16 protein-coding genes and 1 pseudogene are annotated in these 17,847 nt (G+C 73.2%); 10 read left to right on the top strand and 7 right to left on the bottom strand.

What is annotated here, in order from left to right:
• Positions 1-117: 117 nt before the first annotated feature.
• From AB0469_RS31205 to AB0469_RS31180, 6 genes are all read left to right on the top strand, one after another.
• Positions 118-804, top strand: a complete 687-nt coding sequence (locus tag AB0469_RS31205; RefSeq protein WP_366454814.1) for a helix-turn-helix transcriptional regulator — start codon at positions 118-120, stop codon at positions 802-804.
• Between the two features lie 184 nt (positions 805-988).
• Positions 989-1,543 (top strand): toxin-antitoxin system, toxin component, encoded by a 555-nt coding sequence (locus AB0469_RS31200; protein WP_366454867.1) that lies wholly within the window; start codon positions 989-991, stop codon positions 1,541-1,543.
• Between the two features lie 2 nt (positions 1,544-1,545).
• On the top strand, positions 1,546-2,718 hold the full coding sequence (locus AB0469_RS31195) for an MAB_1171c family putative transporter (protein WP_366454813.1): 1,173 nt from the start codon (positions 1,546-1,548) through the stop codon (positions 2,716-2,718).
• Positions 2,715-3,908 (top strand): MAB_1171c family putative transporter, encoded by a 1,194-nt coding sequence (locus tag AB0469_RS31190; protein ID WP_366454812.1) that lies wholly within the window; start codon positions 2,715-2,717, stop codon positions 3,906-3,908. The genes AB0469_RS31195 and AB0469_RS31190 overlap by 4 nt, the downstream gene beginning before the upstream one ends.
• The gene (locus tag AB0469_RS31185; RefSeq protein ID WP_366454811.1) at positions 3,905-5,332 is read left to right on the top strand and encodes an FAD-dependent monooxygenase; all 1,428 of its coding nucleotides are present in this window, start codon (positions 3,905-3,907) and stop codon (positions 5,330-5,332) included. The genes AB0469_RS31190 and AB0469_RS31185 overlap by 4 nt, the downstream gene beginning before the upstream one ends.
• Positions 5,333-5,588: 256 nt before the next feature.
• Positions 5,589-5,879, top strand: a complete 291-nt coding sequence (locus AB0469_RS31180; protein WP_366454810.1) for a hypothetical protein — start codon at positions 5,589-5,591, stop codon at positions 5,877-5,879.
• Positions 5,880-6,019: 140 nt separating this feature from the next.
• Here the strand turns inward: AB0469_RS31180 and AB0469_RS31175 are convergent, their stop codons facing one another.
• Positions 6,020-6,562: a GNAT family N-acetyltransferase gene (locus tag AB0469_RS31175; protein WP_366454809.1), complete on the bottom strand. Its 543-nt coding sequence runs from the start codon at positions 6,560-6,562 to the stop codon at positions 6,020-6,022.
• A 106-nt stretch (positions 6,563-6,668) separates the two neighbouring features.
• Positions 6,669-7,670: a UDP-glucose 4-epimerase GalE gene (gene galE, locus AB0469_RS31170; protein WP_366454808.1), complete on the bottom strand. Its 1,002-nt coding sequence runs from the start codon at positions 7,668-7,670 to the stop codon at positions 6,669-6,671.
• Positions 7,671-7,979: 309 nt separating this feature from the next.
• On the opposite strand from galE, the gene AB0469_RS31165 reads away from it, so the two are divergent.
• The 4 genes and pseudogenes from AB0469_RS31165 (at position 7,980) to AB0469_RS31150 (ending at position 12,104) form a co-directional block, all read left to right on the top strand.
• A complete protein-coding gene (locus AB0469_RS31165; protein WP_366454807.1) occupies positions 7,980-8,888 on the top strand; it encodes a hypothetical protein in 909 nt (302 codons plus the stop codon).
• Between the two features lie 185 nt (positions 8,889-9,073).
• A pseudogene (locus AB0469_RS31160) lies at positions 9,074-9,541 on the top strand (ATP-binding protein); the annotation flags it as partial.
• A 108-nt stretch (positions 9,542-9,649) separates the two neighbouring features.
• Complete coding sequence (locus AB0469_RS31155) at positions 9,650-10,213, top strand: amino acid transporter (RefSeq protein WP_366454866.1); 564 nt, start codon at positions 9,650-9,652, stop codon at positions 10,211-10,213.
• Positions 10,214-10,607: 394 nt separating this feature from the next.
• Positions 10,608-12,104 (top strand): phosphotransferase, encoded by a 1,497-nt coding sequence (locus AB0469_RS31150; RefSeq protein ID WP_366454806.1) that lies wholly within the window; start codon positions 10,608-10,610, stop codon positions 12,102-12,104.
• Here AB0469_RS31150 and AB0469_RS31145 read toward each other — a convergent pair.
• The 5 genes from AB0469_RS31145 to AB0469_RS31125 all read right to left on the bottom strand — a co-directional run bounded on the left by AB0469_RS31145 (position 12,101) and on the right by AB0469_RS31125 (position 17,827).
• Positions 12,101-12,586, bottom strand: a complete 486-nt coding sequence (locus AB0469_RS31145; RefSeq protein ID WP_366454805.1) for an NUDIX hydrolase — start codon at positions 12,584-12,586, stop codon at positions 12,101-12,103. The two genes, AB0469_RS31150 and AB0469_RS31145, sit on opposite strands and share 4 nt — an antisense overlap.
• Before the next feature lie 385 nt (positions 12,587-12,971).
• Positions 12,972-13,358, bottom strand: a complete 387-nt coding sequence (locus tag AB0469_RS31140; protein ID WP_042812893.1) for a DUF6009 family protein — start codon at positions 13,356-13,358, stop codon at positions 12,972-12,974.
• 226 nt (positions 13,359-13,584) lie between these two features.
• The gene (locus AB0469_RS31135) at positions 13,585-15,258 is read right to left on the bottom strand and encodes a phage/plasmid primase, P4 family (RefSeq protein WP_366454804.1); all 1,674 of its coding nucleotides are present in this window, start codon (positions 15,256-15,258) and stop codon (positions 13,585-13,587) included.
• On the bottom strand, positions 15,255-16,292 hold the full coding sequence (locus AB0469_RS31130; protein ID WP_366454865.1) for a bifunctional DNA primase/polymerase: 1,038 nt from the start codon (positions 16,290-16,292) through the stop codon (positions 15,255-15,257). The genes AB0469_RS31135 and AB0469_RS31130 overlap by 4 nt, the downstream gene beginning before the upstream one ends.
• Before the next feature lie 1,115 nt (positions 16,293-17,407).
• Positions 17,408-17,827, bottom strand: a complete 420-nt coding sequence (locus AB0469_RS31125) for a hypothetical protein (protein WP_042815027.1) — start codon at positions 17,825-17,827, stop codon at positions 17,408-17,410.
• Between the last annotated feature and the right edge of the window lie 20 nt (positions 17,828-17,847).

Below are 17,847 nucleotides of genomic sequence, written 5' to 3'. Positions count from 1 at the left end.
ATGGCCCACCTGCCACCACCGTGGCAGGATCGGCGGTGAAGGGCCGCCCGCAGCGGCCCCGAGCTCCCGGTGGCTCCGGGAGGAGTCGTCCTGCGCCGACCTCGGGAGGGAAGCCCGGTGACCGAAGCCCTCTCCGTACCGCCCCGCCCCTGCCCCCGGCTGGCCGCGGCCGTCGAGCGGGTCGCCCGCCTGGGGGCCAAGCTCGGACGGAGTCGTGACGAGGTGCTCGCCCCGGAGACGCTGACCCGGGCCTGCGGGGTTCCCCTCGACGTCATCCGGGCGCTGCTCCAGGGGCGGGCGGCCGGTGAGCCGGACATCCACGCGCGGTTCCGCCAGCGCCTGGACCTGCTCCACGAGACGCACCGCAAGGACAACGGCAGGAAGTTCTCGCACGGGGAGATCGCCCGGGAGAGCGGCATCTCCCGGCAGCAGGTGCAGGCGCTGCTCGGCGGGGACCGCCGCCCCACGATGGACCACTGCGCGCGGCTGGAGAGGTTCTTCGACCGGCCCGCCGGGTTCCTCCAGTCGGAGGACTCCGAGGCGCTGGGCTGCGCCCTGGCCACCATCGAGAAGACGCTCCTGCGGGAGTACCAGGAACACAGCGAGCGCAACGCCCTCGCGGCCGCGGCCCCGGCCGGTGCCGGGCGGCCCGGTCTCTACGAGCGGCACGGCGTCGACGGCATCGCGCTGCGCGCGGCACTGCTGCCCGACCAGGGGCGCACCAAGTTGCTCGAATGGCTCGACCACTACATGGACGAGCAGGCGGCCGAGCAGGATCCCGGTCCGCCCGTCGAACGGGCCTGAGGCCGTCGGGGACCCTCGCGGTCGTCGGGCGGGCCGGGGTGCTGTCAAGCGGTCGACCGCCGTGCGGGGCGGTACGGGCCGGCCGGATGGAATCTGCGGAGGGACGTGTTCCGGCCTCCGCGGGAGAGGGGCAGGGGGAAGTCACGTGTTCAAGCAGCGGGAATTACGGCAGTCCGTGAGCGCCGTGGTGGGCGGGCTCAGCCATCTGAAGTCTCCGGTTCCGGCCGAGGTGGTCTGCCGCGCGCTCTGCGATGCCATGGGACGGCGCCGGGGTCGGAAGATCGAGTTCCGCAGCACCTCCTTCCCTCCCGGCACCGCCAGCGGCCTCGCCCTGGACCTCGGCGACCGGGACCTCGTCGTCGTCGAACAGCGGACCGTGGCCGAGCACCAGATCGTCATCACCGGGCACGAGTTGCGCCACCTGGAACTCGGACACTGCCACCAGCACGTGTCCGAGGGCTCCGTGGCCACCCGTCTCCTCCACCACGACGCCGATCTGCAACGGCTCGTCGCGTCGGCCCTCGCGGTCGCCGGACGGCAGAGCCCCGCCCTGCTGGAGGAGGACGGGACCGCCGCCCGCAGGCACCGGGTGGAGGAGCGGGCGGCGGAGCGCTACGGGCTGGAACTGGCCCATGCCGTACGGCACCTGCTGACGGCTTCCGACACCCCCGAGCCCGACCGGGACACCCGCTCCGGCCGGATCGCGGCCGCGCTCTGCAACCACGGGATCCGAGACTGACGATGCCCGACCCGACGGTTGTCTTTCCCACGGTGCTGGGCGGTGTGGCCGCCCTGCTCAGGCTCCCCGGCCTGTTGCGGAATCCGCGCGACCCCCTGCTCCGGGCGGTCATGGCCATGCTCGTGACCGGCGTGGGCGTGTTCTTCTTCACCTCCGTCCCGGTGGTCGCGAAGGTCAACGAGCTCACGGGCGTTCCGAACGCCGCAGCCCCCTTCGACTACTTCTGGGCCATGGCCTGCGCCGCGTCGGGCATCGTGCTGATCATCAACTGGCGGGGCGGTCCCCCCGAGCGCATCCGGAGGGCCACCCGCTGGTGCATCGCGGGCTACGGGACCCTCTGCGCCGCCCTGGTCGTCCTGTTCGCACAGGCGGACGCGCCCGTCGAGCGGCTGCGGGACCTGGACACCTACTACGCCAACACCCCCTACATGCGCGAGATGATCGTCCTCTACCTGGTCGGCCACACCGTGGCGTCGACCGTCATGGCCTCCATGTGCCGGCGCTGGCTGCGTCACGTGGACGGGGAGCTGAGGGCGGGCCTCGCCCTGATGGTGACGGGGTACGGCCTCGCGATCGGCTTCGGCCTCCTCAAGTTCACCGCCCTGGGCGCGCGGTGGGCCGGCGCGGACTGGGACGTCCTCAGCACCGAGGTGGCCCGGGGGTTCACCTCGGTGGCCGCCCCCCTCATCGCGTGCGGCATGGTGCTGCCGATCGTCGTGCGGCGCTTCCGGGGGCGCTGGCAGGACTGGACCCGGTACCGGCGGCTGGAACCGCTGTCGCAGCTGGTGGGCGGGCTGGCTCCGACCCCGGCCGCTGCCGGCGTGCCGCTGCTCGCCTCGGTGGGCGTACGGCGGCTCCAGCGCGAATCGGTGATCCACGACGGACTGCTCGTCCTCAACCCCTACTTCGACCTCGGCCTGCGGGCGCGCACCCTGGCCGAAGCCGTCGCCGGGGGCGCGACCGGCGACCGAGCGGCGGCCGACGCGGACGCGGCCATGGTCCTCGCGGCGGTGAAGACCATGCGCGCCGACCCCGAACGGCGGGTGATCGCCTCTTCGCGGGCCCTCCAGGAGCCGGCGGGCGAGGACCGCGACCTCGTCCGCATCTCGCAGGCGCTCCTGCACACCCGCAAGAGGGCCGCCGGCGGGCCGGAAGCCGGAAGGGCCACCCGTTGAGCAGCGTCTACTACTACATCCCCGCGTTCCTCCTGCTCGTCTCCTTCGCCCTGAGGGTGCCCGGTCTCGTGCGGCACTGGCGTGATCCGCTGGTCCGCTCGGTGGGCGTGGTGATCCCCCTCGGCGCCGTGGTCTTCTTCTTCGCCGCGCCGCCGACGGTGTCCGCGGTGAACGCGCTCACCGGCGTCGCCAACTTCTCGGCCCCGCTGGTCTACGCCGTCGTCACCGCGGGGAGCGCCGGCGTCATCAACCTGATGCTGACCTGGCAGGGGGGCCCGGAGGAGCGGCGGCGGGCGGCAACCCTCTGGTGCGCCGGCGTCTACGGCGCGGTGATCGTCGCGCTGCTCGCCCTGTTCGCCCTGGGAGACGCACCCGACGAACGGCTCCAGGACTTCGACACGTACTACTCCACCACGCCCTATCTCCGCGAGATGATCGTCCTCTACCTCGTGGCCCACGCGGTGGCGACGACCGTCCTGTCGGTCCTGTGCTGGCGGTGGGCCTGCGAGGTCACCGGTCTGCTGCGCGCCGGGCTCGTCCTGATCGTGGCCGGAGGGGTCCTGGGGCTCGGTTACACGGCGGGCAAGCTCCTCGCCGTCGGCGCACGCTGGACCGGCCACGACTGGGACGGCGTCAGCACCACGGTGGCCCCCTCCATGGCCGCCCTCTCCTCCTTGCTCCAGTGCATCGGTTTCGCCCTTCCCGCCGTCGGCCACAGCCTCCACGAACGGTGGCGGCGCCGGTCGAGGTACCACCGGCTGGGTCCGCTGTGGGAGATCATGCGCCTGGTCATCCCGTACGAGCTGGTGCGGATCCCCCCGTGGTCCTCGCTGAGCAGGCGCCATCTGCGGCGGACCTGCGACATCCGGGACGGCCTGCGCCTCCTCGCCCCCCACCTCGAACACCGCGCGGGAGCGGACGTACGCGGGCACGGGCGCGCGACGGTCCCCGGTGCGCTGAAGCCCGGGGCGGCGGAGCACGCGGCACTGGTCATCGCCGCGTTCGACTCCCTGCGCGGCCGCCCCGGCGACGGCGACGGCAGCGTTCAGAGCCTGATCGACAGCGACGACGGACTCGTGCGCCTCTCCGACGCGGTACGGGTCATGGCGGCGCGCGGGAGCTTCGCGGCCGCCGGGCACGACCGGAACAGGCACGACCCGTCGGCGGCCCCGCGGAAGGCGGTGTCGTGAACGATCCGCGTACCGCCCGCACCCGCACCGGGCTCCACCGGCGTGCCCTGGTCATCGGCGGGGGGCTGGCCGGCATGCTGGCCTCCGCCGCGCTGCGCGGCGCGGTGGACGAGGTCCTCGTCGTCGAGAGCGACGAACTCCCGGAAGGGCCGCTCCCCCGCAGGGGACTTCCCCAGGCGCGCCACGCGCACATGTTCTGGAGCGGTGGCGTCCACGCCGCCGAGGCGGTACTGCCGGGGATCACCGACCGCTGGCTGGCGGCCGGCGCCAACCGCGTTCCGATCCCGACCGGCATGGTCGCGCTCAGCTCCCAGGGCTGGTTCAGGCGCTGGGACCGCGAGACCCACTTCGTACTGGCGTGCAGCCGCGACCTGCTGGACGCGGTGGTACGCGAGCACGTCCTGGCCGGGGAAGGGGTCACGGTCCTGCAGCGCACCCGGGTCGAGGGCCTGACCGGCGGCGCGCGCCGCGTGACCGGGGTGCGCGTAAGCGGGCCGGACGGCCGCGAGCGGACCCTGGAAGCCGACTTCGTCGTCGACGCGAGCGGACGTGCCTCACGGACGCCCCGTCACCTGGAGGAGCTGGGGGTGCCCGCCGCGCCCGAGCGCTCCCTGGACCTCGGCCTGGTGTACGCGACACGGGTCTTCCGCGCCCCGGAAGGGGCCCGGGGCTTCCCGATCGTGAGCGTACAGTCGGATCCCCGCAGCGGACGGCCCGGGCAGGGCGCCAGCATCCTGCCGGTGGAAGGCGGCCGGTGGATCGTCACGGAGACGGGCACCAGGGCGGGCGAGCCGTCGGGCGACCCGGAGGACTTCGCGGCCTTCCCGCGCGGGCTCCGCCATCCCGTGGTCGGGGAGATCGTCTCCCGCCTGAAGCCCCTCACGGGCGTGTCGCTCAGCAGGAGCACGCGCAACACGCGCCGGTACTTCGAGCGGGTGCGGGACTGGCCGGAGCGCTTCGCGGTCCTGGGCGACGCCCTCGCGGCGTTCAACCCCCTGTACGGGCACGGCATGTCCGTCGCCGCGCAGACGGCCGAGGTCCTGCGGAGGGCGGTCGAGGCCCGCGGTGTGGACTCCCCGGGTCTCGCACGGCACGTCCAGCGGGCCATGGCGAAGCCGGTCGCAGCGGCGTGGGAGCTGGCGACGGGGCAGGACGTGTTCTACCCGGAGGTCCAGGGCGGCGGTCCGAGCCTCAGGGACAGGATCCTGGGGCGCTACGTGGACCGCCTGGTGAGGACGAGCTGCGGACGGTTCAGCATGGTGGAGGACCTCTCGGACGTCACCTCGCTCCAGGCCCCGCTCACGAACCTGCTCAGGCCGCGCGTCCTGCTGGGAGCCGTACGGGGGCCGCAGTACCCGCCGCTGGGCGGGCCGCCCCTGACGGCCCGGGAACTCGCCCTCGTCCAGGGCGGGGCCCGCCGGTGAAGGGACCGCCGTACGACCGGCGTGCACGCGGACGGACGGACGACCCCGGCGGAGGCGGTCGACCCGGCCTCCCCGGCCCCCGGGGCCGTAGGACGGTCCGATCGGATGGGCCGGGGCGGGCGGGGTGACCACGGAGGAGTGCACATCGGCGTGCCGACACGCCGACCGCCCCGAACCCCTTCGCCGACGGCACCCGTAGGGAGCAGGATGGGCCCGGGCAGAGACGCACCGCCTGGTGGGGCGTGATCTCAGTGGGGTGAGGAAGATGGTCTGGCGGCACACGGACGCGGAGACGCTCGTACGTCGCGGCGCCGACGGGCAGTTCTACGTGGCGGCCCGGGACGTCACCGCGATGCTCCGCGACCTGGCGCGGGCGTTCGACCAGCACGCGCAGTCGGACGGGGCCGTCCGGCCTGCCGAGGACCGGGCGGCCCCGGCCCGTCTGGACGAGGAAACGATGCGGACGGTCGCGAGCATCCTCCGTGCGCAGGCCGACGAGATGGACGTCCAGCTGATCGCCATGGCCGGCCGGCACCCGCTGGGCTGACCCGCACACACCGGGGATCGCCCGCCGGAACGGCCCGGCCGACTCCTGCCCCGCCCGCCGGAACGGCCCGGCCGGCGTGACGGGCCCGGCCGGCGCCCGACCCTGCCGCCGGCACGGGCCCTGACGGCCGGTGCCGGCCGTCAGGGGCGGTCCAGGCCCCAGGTCTGGAGGACGTAGGGCCTCCCCTTCTCCTCGCCCGTGATCAGCGGGACGTCGAGCAGCCTGAACCCCGCCTTGCCGGCCACGGCGACGCTGGCCGCGTTCTCGGCCTCCAGCTCCAGGATCACCTGCTCCGCGCCCATCTCCTCGAACGCGTACGCGGCCATCAGCCGCACCGCCCGCACCGCCAGCCCCCGGCCCCGGTGCGCGGGGCCGACGGCGTAGCCGATCTCCATGCCCTCGGGGGCGCGCCGCAGCATGATCTCGCCGAGCGGGGCGTCCCCGTCGACGGTGATGGCGAGCAGGAGGGTCGTGCCCTCCCTCCGCAGCTGCCGGTCCCGGACCAGCCGTGCGCGGGCGGCCGCCTCGTCGAAGGGCGACACGATCGGCGTCCAGTACGCGATGTCGGGGTGGTCGAACAGCTCGGGCATCGCGGCCAGGTCGCCCTCCCTCCAGTCGCGCAGGACGAGCCCCTCCCCCGACAGCTCGATCCGCTCGGGCAAGGACGACGTGGCACTGCTCATGTGGGTGACCTCCCTGGCCTGTTCATGACGAGGCAAGATAACCGGCGAGGACCCGGGCCCACCGGCATTTTCCGCGCCCCGGGCCCCTGGTTCCCCCGGCGCCGGTCTACTCGCCGCTGCCGATCACCGTGTCGCGCCGGTCGTACCAGCGCAGGGAGTCGCGGATGCCGTCCTCGAGGGAGTGCTCGGCCTTCCAGCCGAGGAGCTCGCGGGCGAGGTCGACGCGGGCGTAGGCACCCGCCGAGTCGCCGGGCCTGCGGTCGGTCTCGACGGCCGCCAGCGGGGTTCCGGTGACGCTCTCGAAGGCGGCGAGGAGCTCCCGGACGGTCGTTCCGCGGCCGGTGCCCAGGTTGATGACGCGGTAGGGGGCGGCGGCGGTCACGGCGTCGAACCGTTCGATGGCCTTGACGTGCGCTGCGGCGAGGTCCCAGACGTGGACGTAGTCGCGGATGCCGGTCCCGTCGTGGGTGGGGTAGTCGGTGCCGGTGATGCAGAACGGCTCGCCCGCGTGGTGCACGTCGATCATCTTGCCCAGGGCGTGCGTGGGCGTGCGGACCTGGAGGCCGGTGCGGAGCCGCGGGTCGGCGCCGATCGGGTTGAAGTAGCGCAGCGAGACGACGTCGAGGGTTCCGGCCGCGGCGACGTCGCTCAGGATCGTCTCGAACATCGCCTTGGTGCGGGCGTACGGGCTGAGGGTCTCGAGGGGGGACCGCTCGTCGACGGAGAAGTCCGCCGGGTCGGCCCGGTAGATGGAGGCCGAGCTGCTGAAGAGGAGGTTGCGGCAGTCGTTGCGGACGAGGTGCTCCAGGAACCGGATGCCCTTGGCGACGTTCTCGCGGTAGTAGCCGAGCGGATCGGCGACCGAGTCGGGGACGACGATCAGCGCCGCGCAGTCGACGGCGGTCCGGACGTCGGGGTGCTCGGTGAAGATGCGGTCGAGCAGGGGGCCGTCGCTGATGTCGCCCTCGTAGAAGATCCGGCCGGCGGTGAACTCACGGCGGCCGGTGGCGAGGTTGTCGAGGATGACGGGGGTGATGCCGTTGTCCGTGCAGGCGGAGGCGATGGTGCTGCCGATGAAGCCGGCGCCTCCTGCGATGAGTACCTTCAAGGTCTGCTCCTCGTTCGTCGGGGCGGCCGCTGCGGGTCCTGCGTCGCCGCCGGGGTGTTGCGGGCATGGTGCCCCATGCCGGCATGTGCGTGCGGGTGTCGTCGCTCGTGAACCCCGTCCTGTCGAGCAGCCCGTCACGCGACATCCGATGTGCCTGCGCCCGTTCCGTCCCCGCACGAATCCAGCCAATCCCAACTGCCACTCCCATAAATGGAGTTGTCGCCGATCGCACGCCTTGCGAGACTCCCTCCGCCCTGACGGCAACCGCCGTACGAGGGTCCACGCACCACCACGTGGGGGGATTCGATCTTGACGCGACACACGATGCGACGCGCCTTCGCCCGCACCGTCACCGGACTGGGTCTCACGCTCGCACTGGCCGCGGGAGGCCTGCTGGCGGCGACCGGCGCGCACGCGCAGCCGGTCTCGGAGGGCACCGTCGGCTTCGACGGCGACCAGGGGGACTACATCAGCGGCGGCGGCTCGTACGCCTACACCGCCGGCAAGGACCAGATCCAGGTGAACGGGTCCGCCGACCGGACGACCGTCGGCCTCAGCATCAACGGAGCCGACGGCGACTGGTGGAACCTCTCCCTGGCCGCCCCGGCCGGCCGGGAGCTCCAGGCGGGTACGTACGAGGGCGCCACCCGCTACCCCTTCAACGACGGCGGCGCACCGGGCCTCAGCCACGACGGCAACGGCCGCGGCTGCAACACCCTGACCGGCTCCTTCACCATCTCCAAGATCACCTGGGGCCCGAACGGCTACGTCGAGGCCCTCGACGCCGCCTACGAGCAGCACTGCGAAGGCGGCGGCCCCGCCCTGCGCGGCCGGGTGCACGTCCAGAACCCGGCGCCCCCGGCCGCCCTCTCGCTGGGAGTCGGCGTCTCGGTCGAGGGCCGGGCCGGCGCGCTGAACGGCCGGGCGACCGTCAACGGCAAGGTCAGCTGCAACAAGCCGGTCCAGGTGGACGTGTCGGGCCTGGTGACCCAGGTCAAGCGGAACACCCTGATCCGGGGACCGTACAGCGCCAGCGTGGCGTGCGTCCCGGGCGCACCGGTCGCCTGGAGCGCCGAGGCCGACCCCACGGGGGCCAGCCCCTTCCAGGCCGGTGACGTCGAGGTGAAGGCGACCGCCACCGCCTACGACAGCGACTACCGGGTCGGGGTCACGGCGAGCGACGTCAAGGCCGTACACCTGACGAGGGTGAGGCAGTAACCGCCGGAAACGGGGCCGTCGGGCACCACCGCGCGGCAGCCGCCCCGTGACGGCGTCCGGCGGACCGGCCGAACCGGTCCGCCGGACACGCAGGGAGGCGGCACGGCCTGGCGGCGACGACCGCTCCCGCGGCCCGCACCGGAAACCGGCGGCCGGCACGGGCCGTCCGGCGGTAGCGTGCCCGGATGCCCGAGCACACCTCCCTGCCCGAAGGCCCGGACGGGCCGAGCTGCCTCCTGCTGGTCGGTCTGCCCGGATCCGGGAAGTCCCACCTGGCCCGTGCCCTCGAAGCGCACGGTGTGACCCGCCTCTGCCCCGACGAGGAGATGCACCGGCGGTACGGCGTGTACGGCGTCGACTACCCGCGCGGCACGTTCTCCGCCCACGAGCGGCCGGTCCTGGACGACCTCAAGCGCCGGCTGGGCCGGCTGCTCGCGGACGGACGGCCCGTCGTCCTCGATCACGGCCTGTGGACCCGGGCCGAGCGCGACGAGTGGCGGCAGGTCGTCACCGAGGCCGGCGGGGTCCCCGTCCTGGTCCTGCTCGACGCCGAGCACGACACCCTGTGGGAGCGCGTCCGGGACCGCAACGCCCACGGATCCCCGGCCGAGCTCCGCTTCGAGGAGCACGACCTGCACCGGTTCCGCGACCGGTACCAGCCGCCCGGTCCCGACGAGAACCCCGTTCGCCACGACGGCGACCCGGCGACCGCCCTCCGTCTCCTGACCGGCGGAACCTCCGCCCGCTGGGATCCCGCACCCCTGCACGAAGTGGTCGGCCTGTTCGGCCGGGCGGGCTGCCGGTGGTGGATCGCCGGGGGCCACGCCATCGAACTCGCCGTCGGCCGCGGGCTGCGCCCCCACGACGACATCGACGTGCTGCTCCTGCGCGACGACCAGTTCGCCGTACAGGAGGTCCTCGCCGGCTGGGAGTGGTGGGCCGCCGACCCGCCCGCAACCCTGCGCCCCTGGCGCCCCGGGGAGCGTCTGCGCCCCGGCGTCCACGACATCTGGTGCCGCCCCGCGCCGGGCGCGGCCTGGCGGATCCAGGTGATGCTGGACGAGGCGGAGCACGGCGAGTGGGTGTCCCGCCGCGACGACGGCGTGCGCCGACCGGTGGCCGGGATCGGCGCGGTCAGCCCGGACGGCATCCCCTACCTGAGGCCTGAGATCCAGCTCTACTACAAGGCGAAGCACCCCCGCCCGAAGGACGAGCGGGACTTCGACGCCGCCCTCCCCCACCTCGACCCCGCACAGCGCTCCTGGCTCACCCACGCCGTCACCCGCACCCTCGGCCCCCACCCCTGGACGGCCCGGCTGCGCTGACATGCGCGCAGGATGCTCGGCCTACCAGGGGGAAGCCGCCCCTGGCACCGGCCCGGCCAACGCTGCAGAAGAGCGCGGTCCTCCCCGGGCCGTCCGGCCCCGGGCCGGTGCATCCGAGAACGACGCCGCGGCGGGCGCGGCAGGGGCTGCGGTTCCGCTGCCGAGTGCCTCGACACCAGCGCGTCGTCCGCCGGGGCACGCGACCACCAGCGGCGTTTCGGCCATCGGGCATCCGGGGCGCGGGGCAGGACCGGCGCGGGTCGGTGTAGCCGGCACGAACGTGCATTCGCCTGACATCCGGGTTGCGGCACGTCTGAAAGACGTGTGTTCGACGAGCTGAGCACCGTCGTTAAGCCCGCCGACCGACCCGCAACGCCCTGCCCCGGAGGCGAGCATGTACCCCCTGCCCCCTCGTCGTACCGCCCTCCCCGTCCCCCTCGCCCCTCGGGCCGCGCCCGTTCGGTTCGCGGCCCCTGCCGCACGGCACCGGGAGGCCGTCGACGTGCACCTGATCCTGCGCCGCGACGGCGCGGCCGCCCCCGAGGTGCTCCTGTCCCGCAGGGCCGGGGAGGTCTACGCCGCCGGGATGTGGCACCTGCCGTCCGGCCATCTGGACGGCCCGCACGAGGACGTCGTGGAGGCCCTGGTCCGCGAGGCCCGCGAGGAGACCGGGGTGGTCGTCGACCCGGCGGAGGTCCGCTTCGCGGTCGCCGTGCACCACCGCGGCCCTGGTGGCCGGTCCCGCACCGGGTTCTTCTTCGAGGTCCGTACCTGGCAGGGCGCCCCCGCCGTGCGGGAGCCGGACGTCTGCGACGCGATGGGCTGGTACGGGCTGGACGCGCTGCCGGAGCCGATGGTCGCGTACTGCCGGGCCGGACTCGACACCTACCGGGACGGCCGGGCGATGGCCGTGCACTTCCAGCAGCCCGGCGACCCGATCGCCCACGATCCCGCCCTCGACCGGCGCCGGCCCGTCCCGGGAGCCGGTCCCGACCGTACGACCGGTACCGCCGGACCGGACGGGCACGTACGGGCCTTCACCGAGCAGGCCGTCGGACGCGTCACCGACTGGACGGACGTCTCCTGGGCACGGGCCGGCAACCAGGTGTGGCGGGTCCGCGGGGCGGAGGGCGGAACCTGGTTCGTCAAGGTCCACCGCAGCGCCCGCTTCCACGCGCGCGAGACGACCGCCTTCCGCACCTGGGTCCCGGCCCTGGGGGCGGCCGCGCCCCGCCTGGTGGCCGCCGACGCGACCCTCCGGACGGTCGTCGTCACGGCGGTCCCGGGCCGCTCCCTGCACGGCGCCGTCCACGCCCCGGCGCAGCAGCGGCGGATCTTCCACCACATCGGCCGCCTCGCCGCGGCCATCCACCACGGCGCCCCGCCGGGCCCGGCCGCCGCCGTGCCCTCCGGGAGGTGGGAGCGGCACCTGGACGCGGCCCGCCCCCACCTCACCCCGGGCGACGAGGAGTTCGTCCGGGCGGCCGCAGGGCGGGCCGCACGGCTGCCCGCCCTGCACACCGTGCCCACGCACGGCGACCTCCAGCTCCGCAACCTGCGCTGGGACGAGGCCGGAGCGACCCTGCACGTCATCGACTTCGAGCGCGGCGAGTACGGTCCGGCCGTACGGGACTTCGTCCGCCTGTCCGACGCCTGGCACGGCCGCCCGGACCTGTACGAGGCCCTGACGGCCGGCTACGGCCGCCCGCTCACCGCCGTCGAGCAGGAACACCTGGCCGTCCTGTCCGTACTCGACGCCGTCTCCGGCATCCAGTACGGCGCCGCCCACGCCGACCCGGAGCTCGTCGAACGCGGCCGCCGCACCCTGGCCCGCCACCGCGCGGCGGCGGAGACCGGGCCGGCGGGCATCGCCACGAGCGCGGTGGGCTAGCGCTCCAGGTAGGCGACGGCGCCCGTGCGGCGGGCGGTGTCGGTTGCCCGGAGGCGGGCGAAGCCGTCCGGGTGCATGATCTGCTGCCATTCCCCCAGCGTGTGGACGCGGAGTTCGGTGTGCTCGGCCGGGTCGAGGGTGACGTGGGCGATCTGCGCGTCGGTGAGGTGCCCGCCGTCGAAGATCACGCCGAACTTGTTCAGCGGCCAGTCGGCGCCCTGGGCGATGAAGTGCACGGCCAGGAGCTTCTGCGGCCCGGCGAACGAGATGCCCGTCTCCTCGAAGCACTCCCGCACGGCGCACTCCCACGGCGTCTCGCCGTGGTCCATGTTGCCGCCGGGCCACTGCCAGGTCCCCGCGTCCCCGACGGCACGGAGCTGGACCGGGCGGCCGGCGGTGTCGGTGAAGTAGAGCGCCGCGTAACCGGTGGCGTTCGCGATGGTCTTGACGTACTGCTCGGGCGGCAGCCAGGTACCGGTCACGCGGAGGCCTCCTTCTCCCCGGGGCGTACGCCGCACGCGGGCGCCGCTCGTACGCGGCGGCCTGCTCCAGCGCCACGGCGGCGCAAATGCTACCGGGGCGTTCCCCGGCGCGTGGGCGGAAGGCCGATTCTCACCCGGACGTGGCAAGGGCGAGCCAGGGGCGAGCCACGCCTGACAGGGGCCCTCGGGGCGGCCCGGACACCGCCCGCCCAAGGAAGGACTGAAGGACTGGCGGGTCCGCGAAGGGGTGGGTGGTGCCGTACACCCCTTCGGTCCCTGTCGGTCCTTGCAGGTCAGAGCGCCGGCAGGGCCCGTTCAGGGACTGAAGGGACCGAATTTTCGAAGTGTGTGCACGGCGTCGAACGGTCGGCCGGCCGGCCCCGTGTCAGGCGACGGTGCGCGTCGTCGTGCCTGCGGCGCCCCTCTGGGAACGTTCCGTCTTCATGCCGACGTGCCGCGGCTCCACCGTGCGGGGGTCCACCGCCTCGCCGGGGGCGCCGGCCCGGTAGAGGCCGTCCGGCTCCGCGTCGCGGTCGTGCGGCAGGAGGTAGAAGACGCGGCGCTTCTGGAGCCCGCTGTCAGGATCGGCCTCCGCGCTGTCGCAGAGTTCGGCGAAGCCGACCATACGGCCGTCCCGGTAGTAGCGGGGCTTGCCGCGCCGGCGCGGGGTCTTGTCGAGGGCCTGGCGTACATAGTCGAGCTGCGCGGGGTCTTCCAGCCACACCACCTTGTCCTCGTGGGTGAGATCGCTTGCTTGAAGTAGCGAGCTCATGGCCTTGGTCCCCTCTCGGTCTGACGTAGCTGCTGCACGGGCCGGACTGGCCACGCTACCGGGCGCCGGGCATGGGCTATGCCGGTATGCGCGGCGGCGTCCTGTGGCTGGCTCATTCGTTGCGTGTCCATGGTAGGTGTCTGGATGCGGTGGCGGACAGTAGGCCCGGGCGGTTCACCCCGGGCCTGCCCCGTTCGCCGGGCGCCCCGTACGGTCCCGTACGCCCTCATCCGGCCTCTTCGGCGAGCAGGGCGAGGCCGGGGTAGAACTTCTGGCCGTTGGAGCGGAGCATCTCGCCGGGCGAGGAGATGCCCACCTCGGCGCGGATGCGCGTGGCGAAGGCGCGGGTGGTCGCGGGGCGCAGGCCCTCGCCCTCCTGGCACCAGGTGCTGTAGGCGCGGTAGAGGGCTCCCTGCTCGACCTTGAAGTCCCGCGGCTCCTCGTGGCCGTCGCCGGTGGTGCAGCATTCGGCGAGGAAGCGGCCGATGTGGTCCTCGGTGGTGGCGTAGGCCTGGGTGGCGGTGCGCACGACGGTGGGCCCGGTGAGGGAGGGCTTGGTCTTCAGGTAGGCCATGGCGCCCTGGATCATCCAGTGGAGGATGCCGGCACCCTCGTGGTTGACGAGTTCCTCCGCCAGGTTGTCGATCTTGCGGTGGTCGGGGACGACCTTGTCGAAGGGGATGAGGCGGATGCGGCGCCAGAAGGCGTGTCCGCCGGTGCCGACCTCGGGGCGGTGGTTGCCGAGCAGCCACAGCTTGTGGGTGGGCTCGAAGCTGAAGTAGTCCTGGCGCATGCGGCGCGCCTTGAGCCGGTCGCCGCCGGTGAGGAGCTTGACGCGGGCCTCGTCGAACTTGTCGTGGGGCTTGAGCTCGCTGCACACGAACAGGCGGCGGCCGTGGAGTTCGGTGAGCTCGGTGGAGTGCTCGTTGAACTTGCCGCGCTCCATCAGGAAGCCGGGCGGCGCCACGTCCGCGTAGTCGCCGAGGATCTTGATGACGATGTCCATGAGGGCGGACTTGCCGTTGGCGCCGATGCCGTAGAGGAACGGCAGCACCTGGCCGCCGACGTCGCCGGTGATGGAGTAGCCGAGCAGGAGATGGACGAAGGTGATCATCTCCTTGCCCTTGTCGTCGTCGCCGAAGGTCTCCGTCAGGAAGCGGGCGAAGCGGGGGGTGGGGCGGGCCTCGGGGGCAAGGTAGGTGGCGCGCGAGTGCAGGTCCCGGAGCGGGTCGGGCTTGCGGAGCTCGCCGGTGCGCAGGTCGACGACGCCGGCGGGGGTGCACAGGGCGTACTTGTCGCCGTCGAGGGTGTCTGGGTCGAGGGCGAGCTCCGGGGAGGCCTTGGCCTGGGACAACATGGCCTTGACCCCGGAGGTCGACATGGCGCGCTTGCGGTGCTGCGCGAGCTCGCGGTCGGTGAAGTGGCCCCGGGGGTCGTGCAGCGGCATCTCCTCGGCCATGTCGCCGGCCGCCCAGATCGCCGCCTTCTCGCCGCCGGTGCGCTTCCAGCGGTACTCGTCCCACACGTACCAGCCGAGGCCCTCGACGTGGCGGAAGCGGTGGTTGTGGAGGTGGGCGAAGAGCTTGGCGTTGCCTCGGTCGGTGAGGTTGACGAGCAGGCCGGCCTGGACGAAGTCACCGGGGCGGGAGACGGCCCCGGGCGTGGAGACCTGCTGGGCGGGGAGCTGGGCGGTCGCGGCACCGTCCGGGGTCCCGGCCGTCCCGGGGGTACCAGGGGTACCGGGAGCCACGGCCGTTCCGGGCGTCCCGGTGGTTCCGGCCACTCCGCTGGTCCCGGCCACTCCGCTGGTCCCGGCCGTTCCGGCGGTTTCGGCGGCGAAGACCGCGAGCTGCTCCGCGGCGGCGTGCGCGTCGAAGCCGGTGCTTCCTGCGCTGCTCATGAACGTCCCTTGGGGTGGATGGGGCGGTGGCTGCCGGCGCGGAGCGCGGAGTCGATGACGAATCGGTTGCGGCGCTGCCGGCCCGGGCGGGCCGCGTTCGCCGCGTCGGTGAGGAGGTCGGCGCATTCGGGCAGCGTGATGTGGCCCGCGGCCGCGAGACCGCCGGCGGTGAAGGCCGCCCGGTTGAGCTTCTCGCCGAACGCGGTGCCCGAGGGTGCCTGGGCGCAGGCCCGGACCTCGGCGAGGAGGGGGGCGAGGATGCGGTGGGCGTCGTCGGCCCCGGCCGTCGGGGGCGTCGGTGCGGTCCGCCCGCTCCGCGGCACGGGGGCGCGCTCCGGCCCGGGCTGCGGGGCGGGGTGGTGGCCGGTGCGGGCGAGTTCGGCGTGGAGCCACAGCGGCAGGGGTGCGGGCGTGCGGGAGCCGGGCAGGGCCTCGTAGGTGCCGGCGGCGGTGCGGGTGCCGGGCGCGACGATGTAGCCGCCGGTGGCCCGTACGTCCACCTGCCAGGCGAGGGCCGCACGGGTGCTGCTGCCGCTGGAGGAGCGGATGGCCGGGCTTCCCAGCGGGGCGCGGTACCAGATGTGCAGGCCTCCGCTGGGGGTGCGTACGCGCAGGGTGCCGCCGTCCCGGGCGGGATCGGGGCGTCGGCGGAGCGCGGCGAGGAGCGCGAGGGTGTCGTAGCCGGAGCCGAGCCCGGTCAGGTCGACCCGTTCGTCGATGGGGATGCCGGGCAGCAGGCGTCCCCGGTCGGGCAGGGGCGCCGGGTGGGTGTCCACGTCGATGACGACCAGTCCGGCCGGGCCGCAGGAGACGCCGACGCCGAACTCCGGCTCCTGGCGCCACCAGTCCCTGATGACGTCGGTGTCGGTGGTGGCGGCGTGGAAGCCGTGGCACCAGCGTCCCTCCGCCGTACAGGGGCAGGCCGAGGGGCCGTGGTGCTGCTCCCGGCAGCGGGCGCAGTTCGCGGGGGGCGTCTTGGTCCCTGGGGCGAGGGGGTGGACGGGCATGCCCTGGGAAGCCAGCCAGAGCGCCACGTCAAGGCTGTGCCGGGAGCCGACGGCGGCCGCTGGTGGCGGCGTTGCGCTGTGGGCTGGCACGTGTGTCTTCCTCGGCGGTGCGGTGTGGCTCGGTTTGACCGTGTGGGCTGGTAGGAGGGTCGGCCCCGGTCCCGGGCAGGGACTGAAGGGACCAAACTTTCACAATGCCGGAGCCTAGCGCAGCGACACGCCGAAGCAGTGCAAGCTGCTGCGACTGTTTTGATTTTTCAGTCCCTTGAGTCCCTCCGAAGCACGGGGGGCAGTAGGGTGGGTCGGGAAGATTGCCCTGGATTGCCGGTTTTCTCCCGACGGCAGGGCAGGGTCGGGGGCAGGGACTGAGTCCCTGGCGGGTCCTGGGCCCCCTCCCCCCTGATCCCGCTCACCCCCGAACAGGGACGGAAAGGCAGTCAGACACCTTTCGGTCCCTGTCGCTTCAGTCACTGACAAACCTGCTGGTCAGGCGGTTGCTGCCGGATTCGAAGGGACTGAAGGGACTCAGTTTTCTAGTTATGACGTGAATATGGCACCAGTACTGCTTACGCCCGCGCATACACGCACGCACGTAAAGGCTGGAAGAGTGGATTCTGAGTCCCTTCAGTCCCTCCGTTTAGGCCTGACCCTGCTCTGACCTGCACAAACGTGGAGGGACTGAGGGACCCAGGGACCGAGGGACCGAACGCGGGCTGTTCCGAGGGTCCACAGAGCGCTGTCGGAGAGCCGCCCCGAGGTGTCATCGGCTTCGGTCCCTGGCCCTGAAGACCAAGGGACCGAGTGACGAAGGGTCTGAGGGACTGAGGGACCGAGTGACCGAAGCCGTGAGTCAGGAGTAGAGAGCAGGGAGTGGAGAGCCGGGAGCCTGGTGATGGGAGGGCTGGGCACCCATGAAGCGGGCCGGGAGAATGCGGGGTTGTCCTGGACAGGAGCAGCAGAGACAGGGACTGGGACCAGGACCGGTCCGGGACACCGCTGCGGTGGGCTGCCCGGTTCGGCTGTCCCAACCCAGGGCACGCGGATATAGTGGCGGCACGAGTTACTCAGGCGCGAAGGGCCCTCCACGATGTGGAGGGCCCTTCGTCTTGTCCTGTTCCGCTCCTGCCCCCGCAGGCTCCCGCTCAGGCCACCTGGAGCTTCGGACGGCCCGTCGTCGGCGTGGGCGGGGCCTGGTGGTAGGTGGGCAGCTTCAGGTTGGGCAGGTCGCCGGCCTGGATGCGGACCAGGGCCGCGCGGAAGGCCGCCTCCATGCTCTCCGGGCTCTCGTACTTCGCCGCGAGCGGGTGGAGCCGGTAGGAGTTGCCGTTGCGCTCCTCGCTGCGTGGGCGGAGCACGATGTTCAGCTCGCACAGGGGCGCCATGAGCCCGCTGACGGCCTGCGGCGTGACCCCGTACTCGGCCGCCATGTCCTTCTGCCGTACCCCCAGGGCTCCCCCGAAGTCGCTCCGGGCGACCAGGTACTGGAGGAACTTGACGGCGGACCCTGACAGCGGCAGGGCCCAGATGCGCTCCGCGACGATCGGAGACATGACGTTAGCCATGGGACGGCCTTCCTCGTGAG

It is taken from the genome of Streptomyces sp. NPDC093801 (assembly GCF_040701585.1).
Classification (GTDB): domain Bacteria; phylum Actinomycetota; class Actinomycetes; order Streptomycetales; family Streptomycetaceae; genus Streptomyces.
This window is presented reverse-complemented; position numbering and strand designations above follow the sequence as displayed.